This window comes from Alcanivorax sp. HI0083, assembly GCF_001635175.1.
The window spans coordinates 1-951 of sequence record NZ_LWFX01001602.1; the positions used below are offsets into that span (position 1 = coordinate 1).

Genomic DNA, 951 nt, shown 5'->3' on the forward strand with positions numbered 1-951 from the left:
AAATATCGCTGTAGTCATAGCTGACGATGTTCTGCAGATTGTCGCCGCGGGCGGCGCTGACTTTGACAGGTTCCAGGGTGGATGCTCGGGTGTTGGCTTTGGCCAGGGCAAACGATCCATCCGGCTGTGCCTTTGCCACCAGGCCGGTGCCGGCGAGGATCCGGCTCAGGCCCTGTGCGGGGGTGTAGCTGCCTTGCAGGCCCTGGCTCTGCTGGCCTGCGGCAAGCTGGATGTCACCGGCAATCAGAGTGCCGGAGGCAGTGGCAAAGCGGGCCAGCACAGTATTGAGCGGCCCCGCCGCGATATTGTATTGCTGCTGGCCGGTTTCTGCCTGGGCAGGAAGAGCCAGGGTCAGGGTGAGGGGAAAGGTCAGGCCCATGGCAAGGCGCAATGTCATTGCCCGCAATACGGGTCGGGAAGGTTGGTAACGGCTCACGGTCACTCCAGTGTTGTCAGGATTGTGGTGCCCCTTTTTGGTGGGGCTTACTGACATATCGAATAGCGCCCTGCAAAGCGGAAAAGTTTTTTCGATTTTTTTGCTCAGGGGGTGGCGGGGGCGATATTGGTCCAGCCGGGCAGGGGCCGGGTGACCCGGATGGGCAGCGCGGATGCGAGCATGTCCAGAGCCTGCTGTGGGTCGGTCAGCGGGAAGCCCCCGAACACGCGCAGGTCGGCGGCCGCCGGGGACAGATTGATGTAGCCATGTTGGTAGCGCCGGAGTTCATCGACCAGATCGCCCAGGCGGATATCGTCTGCCGCCAGAATCCCCTTGTGCCAGGTTTCCCGTGCGGGGTCGGCGGGGTGAATCGGTTGCAGGGCGTTGGCGGAAAAACGGGTTTGTTGCTGAGGGTGCAGTACGCTTTTCTGCCGTGCCAGGTTGGTGATCTCCACCGCGCCGTCATAGACCGCGAGGAAGGTTGTGTTTGTTTCCCGGCGTACCGTGAAACGGGT

At 62.0% G+C, this 951-nt stretch carries 2 protein-coding genes; both read right to left on the reverse strand.

Annotated elements, in window-relative coordinates:
- Window positions 1-436: STN domain-containing protein (locus tag A3754_RS23790; RefSeq protein ID WP_197468824.1), on the reverse strand; the 436-nt coding region annotated here is incomplete at its 3' end.
- Between the two features lie 104 nt (window positions 437-540).
- The coding region (locus A3754_RS28205) for a FecR family protein (protein ID WP_369817646.1) at window positions 541-951 on the reverse strand (411 nt) is incomplete at its 5' end.